Raw genomic sequence first — 5766 nt, 5'->3', positions numbered from 1 at the left:
GGTGGCCTTGAATGCCGATCAGGTGTGCGAAGCGGTCAATTTTTACCTGACTCAGCCCAATGCCGACCGCGAGGCGCGCCGCCGCTTCGTCGAACGCGAGGTTACGTTTACCGATGGCAGCGCCGGAAGGCGCACGGCTGAATATCTGCTTTCTCTGGTATGAGGATACAATGAGGTTTTTGATTGCCGGCTTTGGTTCGATTGGACGCAGACATTTACGCAACCTGCTGGCGCTGGGTGAGCGTGATATCGTCCTCTACCGCACACACCGCTCCACCCTGCCAACCGATGAAATTGAGCAATTTCCCACCGAATCCAGTCTGGAGGCTGCCCTGGGTCACCGCCCGGATGCAGTGATCATCTCCAACCCGACCGCCCTGCACCTTTCGGTGGCGATTCCGGCAGCCCGACAGGGTTGTCACATCCTCATGGAAAAACCGATTTCCCATGATTTGAATGGGTTAGATGAATTGCGCCGGGCATTGCAGCAGGGCGGCGGACAGCTGCTGATGGGTTTTCAATTTCGCTTTCACCCCACCCTGCGCACGGCTGCGGGGGTGATTGCGGCGGGTGAAATTGGGCGTCCGCTGGCGGTGCGGGCGCACTGGGGCGAATACCTGCCCAACTGGCACCCCTGGGAGGATTACCGCCAGAGTTACGCTGCCCGGCCGGAACTGGGCGGCGGGGTTATCCTGACCCTTTGTCACCCATTCGATTATTTGCGGATGATTGTGGGAGAAATCAACTCGGTCAGCGCCATGACCGCTTCGATTCCTGAATTGGACTTGAATCTGGACGCGGTCGCCGAAATTTTATTGGGCTTCCAGAATCAGGCGATTGGGAATGTGCATCTGGACTACATCCAGCAGCCAGCTCAGCACACTTTGCAGATCATCGGCAGCGAAGGCGTATTGAACTGGGACAATGCCAGCGGCCTTTTGAGCTGGCAGCGGGTTGGTGAACCTCAGCCGCATCAGGCTCACCCGCCAGCCGATTTTGAGCGCAACTGGATGTTCCTGGCACAGATGCGCCATTTTTTGGAAGTGGTGCGCGGCGAAGCCGAGCCGCTTTGTACGCTGGCGGACGGCGAGCGTGCCCTGCAAATCGCGCTGGCAGCGCTGGACTCGGCCCGCCAGCACCGTGAGATTACTCTTTAAGGATGGGATTCATGCCACATCAACACCGGCTTATCTGGATAATGCTCATGGGTTTGGGATTGATTGCGCTGGCCCTTCTGACTGCCTGTCAGCCGAGCCAGCCGTTGACTCCAACCGAGGACATTCAAGCAACCGCTTTATCCATGGCACAAACTGCCCTTTTCCCCACCCCCAGCCCAACTCAGGCTTTCACCCCTATCCTGCCGCCCACCCCAACCTCAACATTTACCCCCACTCCAACGCCGCCGCCGACAGAAACCCCCACCCCTTCGCCGGAGTTTACCAGCCTGCGATTCATCGGTGTAACCGCCAGTTACAATGGGGTGAGCCTGATTATCGAGATTCCCAATCTTCAACGGGTTTATACTTTGACCATCAACGGCATCAAATACCCTTGTCAGATGGTGGATACCGTTCCAAATCGGCTGTTTTGCAACGGTCTGGCAAAACCACCGTTTGATCAGGCAGTGCGGCTCTCTCTGCATGACCCTGATTCAGATGAGGTTGTGTATGAAATGACAACCTCAATTGCCGGCAACTTGCTGAAAACCCCCGCCCCGCGCGGTTACTACGATGCGAACTGCCCGCAGCGCGGGTTGGATGTCAAGTGTGAGATGGAATGCCGTATCCCGCCGGAGGGCGGGCCGTGTGTGGTTGCCAGCTGTTACGATTCGTGCGGTTTATACTTTTCGGTGCACACCTGCCCGGAGAATGTGGATGTCTATCCGGCGCTTTGCACCGAGGAACAGTGGGCTGAGATGAAAGCCCGCTATAATATCCCCTGAACGGGTGAGGATGAATGAAACGTTTTGGTGTTGTATTTTTGATTTTATTCATGGGATGGTTAACGGCTTGCAGCAGCCCGGTTGAGGTGACTTTCCAATCAGCCGAGTCTACTGCCACGGCAGTGCCGCTGGTGACGTTTACCGCCAGTCCGGTGCAATTGTCAACCCCGAACGAGCCGGCGTTGCCATCTGCAATTCTGACCCCCACCGCAACGATGTTGCCTGGCCCAACTCCCACCGCCGTACCGTTGGCCGACTTTTCTGCCCTGCGAGTGGTGACCATTGAAAGCAACGCTTTTGGCTGGATGATTCAGTTTAACCTGCCGGGAATCAAACAACCGCTGAACCTGAAATTGGATAATAAGGAATACCGCTGTGGAGTGGATGAGCGTTACCCGGAGCGTCTGTTCTGTCAGGGGTTGGCCAAACCGTTGATTGATCAACCCATGAAACTGGTGTTTTTCAACCCGGAAAGCGGCGCAGAAGTCTATCGCAGCAATTTGATCATCCCGCTGGCTTTTGTCGTTCCGCCGACCCCGGTGGGTTATCTGCATACCGCCTGCGAAGAGCGCGGTAAACAGGTTTCCTGCGAGACCGAATGCCGCATTGACCCGGACGGCAATCCCTGCATTGTGGCAACCTGTACGGACGCCTGCGGGCCGTACTTTGCCGTGCATTCCTGCCCGGACGACATGCCGCTGCCCTCGCCATCCTGTACGGCGGAGCAGTGGGTGATGATGAAGAAACGCTATCAAATTCCGTGAGCGAGGTGAGATGAGCCATATTTTCGATAAGTTTCGCATGGATGGACAGGTTGCGGTGGTCACCGGCGGAGCCGGTTTACTGGGGCGGCAGTTCTGCCGCACGCTGGCCCAGGCCGGTGCTGCGGTGGTAGTGGCTGACCTGAATCGCATGACGGCGATCACGCTGGCGGATAACCTCCAGAAAGATGGTTATCAGGCGATTGGCACGGGCGTGGATGTTACCGATCCGATTTCGGTGGAGGATATGGTTGCGGCGGCGGTCAATCAATTTGGACGGCTGGACGTGCTGGTGTGCAGTGCGGCCATGGACCCGAAATTCGACGCCGAACACGCTGCCGGGCAGCAGGGTAACGCCTTTGAAACTTACCCGCTGGAGGCGTGGCGGCAGGCATTGGATGTCAACCTGACCGGTATGTTTCTGTGTGCGCAGGCAGCCGTCAAGCCGATGCTGGCGCAGAATCATGGTGTAATCATCAATATCTGCTCCACCTACGGGCTTGTTGGCCCGGATCAGCGCATTTATCAGCGCCCGGGGCAGCCGCCGCAGTACAAGCCGGTGTTTTATTCGGTGACCAAGGCTGGGGTGCTGGGACTGACCCGCTATCTGGCGACGTATTACGCCGGGCGCAACATCCGCGTCAATGCGCTGACCCCCGGTGGGGTTTATAATCAACATGATCCAATTTTTGTCGAAAATTACAGTTACCGTACGGTGATGGGGCGCATGGCTGAACAGGATGAGATGAACGGTGCGCTGCTCTTTCTGGCATCCGATGCTTCCAGTTACATGACGGGTGCTAATCTGGTGGTGGATGGAGGCTGGACAGCATGGTGAACGGCACCGAAGTACTGGCAATTATCCCGGCGCGCGGCGGCTCGAAGGGCATACCGCGCAAGAACATCCGTAATTTTGCCGGTCACCCGTTGATTGCGTATAGCATTGCGGCGGCTTTGCAGTCGCGGCGGGTCACCCGCGTGATTGTTTCCACCGACGATGCGGAAATCGCCGAAGTGGCGCGGGCCTACGGGGCCGAGGTGCCCTTCCTGCGTCCTGCTGAACTGGCGCAGGACTCGACACTCGATCTGCCGGTCTTTCAACATGCGCTGGCATGGCTGACCGCCAACGAAGCCTACGCCCCGGATGTGGTGGTGCAATTGCGACCCACTTCTCCCATCCGCCCGGTTGGGCTGGTGGACGAAGCGGTGCACATTCTGCTGGAACACCCCGAAGCCGATTCGGTGCGTGGCGTGGTGCCGGCTGGCCAGAATCCTCATAAGATGTGGCGAATTGACTTGCAAACCGGACAGATGAAAAACCTGCTGGATGTGCCGGGTGTGCCGGAACCGTACAATGCTCCCCGTCAGTTGCTGCCGCCGGTTTACTGGCAAACCGGCCACATTGACGCAATCCGCCCGGTAACGATTCTGGAAAAGAATTCGATGAGCGGTGAGGTGATTCTGCCGGTGATGATTGACCCGCGCTACACGGTGGATATTGACTCGCTTGCCGATTGGGCGCGGGCTGAGTGGCTGGTTTGGCATGGCGGGCTGGAGATGGTGCATCCCGGACGGGTGCGCCGCCCGCTGCCGGAGAAGGTGACGCTGGTGGTGTTCGATTTTGACGGGGTCTTGACCGATAACCGGGTGTGGGTTGACTCTGAGGGGCATGAGTTTATAGCCGCCTATCGCTCCGACAGCCTTGGCATTCAGGCATTGCACAGGGCTGGCGTTCAAACGCTGGTGCTTTCAACCGAAACCGATGGGGCAGTGGCTGCCCGCGGCCGTAAAATGGGAGTGCCGGTTTTGCAGGGCATCACGGATAAAGCTGCGCGTCTGACGGAATACCTGCGTGAACACCATCTGGATGCCCGTGAGGTGCTTTTCGTTGGCAATGATGTCAATGATCTGCCCTGTTTTGATGTGGTGGGCTGCGCGGTGGCAGTGGCGGATGCTCAGCCGGAAGTGCTGCGGCAGGCAGATTTAATTCTGACCCGTCCGGGCGGGCACGGTGCTGTGCGCGAATTGTGCGACCTGTTGCTGCAACGGCTCGAAAACAATTGAACCAAAAAATTGATTAAAAAGGAGTGATCCGATGGCAAAAGCAGTAAAAATTGGCGATCGTTGGGTGGGGGATGGTCACCCGACCTATGTGGTGGCAGAAATCGGCATCAACCATAATGGGGATATCGAAATTGCCAGGCAATTGATGGATGCCGCCAAACACGCCGGGGTGGATGCGGTTAAGTTTCAAAAGCGCACCCCCGAACTGTGTACCCCGCCCGATCAGCGCAATGTGATGCGCGAAACGCCGTGGGGCTATATTACCTACCTCGAATACCGCCATAAAATTGAGTTTGGCGAAACGGAGTACCGCGAGGTGGACCGCTATGCTAAGGAAATCGGAATCACCTGGTTTGTTTCGGTGTGGGATGAGCCGTCGGTGGATTTTATTGAGGCGTTTGATCCGGTGGCGTACAAAGTTCCTTCCGCAGCGCTGACCGATCACGGCTTGCTGCGTAAACTGCGCGCTACCGGGCGGCCGATCATCCTTTCGACCGGCATGTCCACCATTGACCAAATCAAGGCTGCCGTGGAGCTGCTGGATATGGACAATCTGGTCATCTGCCACACCACCAGCGCCTATCCCTGCCCGCCGGAGGAACTCAACCTGCGCATGGTGCAGACCCTCAAAGAAACCTATCCCTGCCCGATTGGCTATTCCGGGCACGAGGTCGGATTGATTCCCTCGGTTGTGGCGGTTGCTTTGGGAGCGTGTCTGGTCGAACGGCACATCACGCTTGACCGCGCCATGTGGGGTTCGGATCAGGCTGCCTCGGTGGAACCGGGTGGTTTTGAACGGCTGGTCAAGTACATCCGCGTGACGGAACTTTCACTGGGTGACGGCGTCAAACGGGTGTACGACAGCGAGCTGCCGTCCCTGAAAAAACTGCGAAGGGTGTTCAACTAATCCCGATGAAGTGGACCGCTCAGCGCATCCGTAAGGGCGTGCAACGGCGCTGGCTGCGTACCCGCAACAGCCGCACGATTGCCCGCCTTTCA

6 protein-coding genes are annotated in these 5766 nt (G+C 57.6%); all 6 read left to right on the top strand.

The window, feature by feature from the left end:
- Positions 1 to 170: 170 nt before the first annotated feature.
- The 6 genes from VAE48_RS13785 to VAE48_RS13760 are packed head-to-tail and all read left to right on the top strand — an operon-like array spanning position 171 to position 5674.
- A complete protein-coding gene (locus tag VAE48_RS13785; RefSeq protein WP_322793905.1) occupies positions 171 to 1157 on the top strand; it encodes a Gfo/Idh/MocA family oxidoreductase in 987 nt (328 codons plus the stop codon).
- Between the two features lie 11 nt (positions 1158 to 1168).
- Positions 1169 to 1942, top strand: coding sequence for a hypothetical protein (locus VAE48_RS13780; protein ID WP_322793904.1), 774 nt, complete (start codon positions 1169 to 1171; stop codon positions 1940 to 1942).
- A gap of 14 nt (positions 1943 to 1956) precedes the next feature.
- Positions 1957 to 2706 carry a hypothetical protein gene (locus VAE48_RS13775; protein ID WP_322793903.1) on the top strand — a complete coding sequence of 250 codons (750 nt, stop codon included), beginning with the start codon at positions 1957 to 1959 and terminating at the stop codon, positions 2704 to 2706.
- Positions 2707 to 2716: 10 nt separating this feature from the next.
- Entirely contained in the window at positions 2717 to 3541 is an 825-nt protein-coding gene (locus VAE48_RS13770; protein WP_322793902.1) for an SDR family oxidoreductase, read from the top strand.
- On the top strand, positions 3535 to 4767 hold the full coding sequence (locus tag VAE48_RS13765; RefSeq protein ID WP_322793901.1) for an acylneuraminate cytidylyltransferase: 1233 nt from the start codon (positions 3535 to 3537) through the stop codon (positions 4765 to 4767). Before VAE48_RS13770 ends, VAE48_RS13765 begins: the two co-directional genes overlap by 7 nt.
- Positions 4768 to 4798: 31 nt before the next feature.
- A complete protein-coding gene (locus tag VAE48_RS13760; protein WP_322793900.1) occupies positions 4799 to 5674 on the top strand; it encodes an N-acetylneuraminate synthase family protein in 876 nt (291 codons plus the stop codon).
- Positions 5675 to 5766: the final 92 nt, after the last annotated feature.

It is taken from the genome of Bellilinea sp. (genome assembly GCF_034432615.1).
In the GTDB taxonomy this organism is placed as follows: Bacteria; Chloroflexota; Anaerolineae; order Anaerolineales; family Anaerolineaceae; genus Bellilinea.
This window is presented reverse-complemented; position numbering and strand designations above follow the sequence as displayed.

What these genes read in the sequence shown, in the direction of transcription:
- VAE48_RS13785 (WP_322793905.1), top strand. Translation starts at nt 171, where the DNA reads ATGAGGTTTTTGATTGCCGGCTTTGGTTCGATTGGACGCAGACATTTA.
- VAE48_RS13775 (WP_322793903.1), top strand. Translation starts at nt 1,957, where the DNA reads ATGAAACGTTTTGGTGTTGTATTTTTGATTTTATTCATGGGATGGTTA.
- VAE48_RS13765 (WP_322793901.1), top strand. Translation starts at nt 3,535, where the DNA reads ATGGTGAACGGCACCGAAGTACTGGCAATTATCCCGGCGCGCGGCGGC.
- VAE48_RS13760 (WP_322793900.1), top strand. Translation starts at nt 4,799, where the DNA reads ATGGCAAAAGCAGTAAAAATTGGCGATCGTTGGGTGGGGGATGGTCAC.
- VAE48_RS13770 (WP_322793902.1), top strand. Translation starts at nt 2,717, where the DNA reads ATGAGCCATATTTTCGATAAGTTTCGCATGGATGGACAGGTTGCGGTG.
- VAE48_RS13780 (WP_322793904.1), top strand. Translation starts at nt 1,169, where the DNA reads ATGCCACATCAACACCGGCTTATCTGGATAATGCTCATGGGTTTGGGA.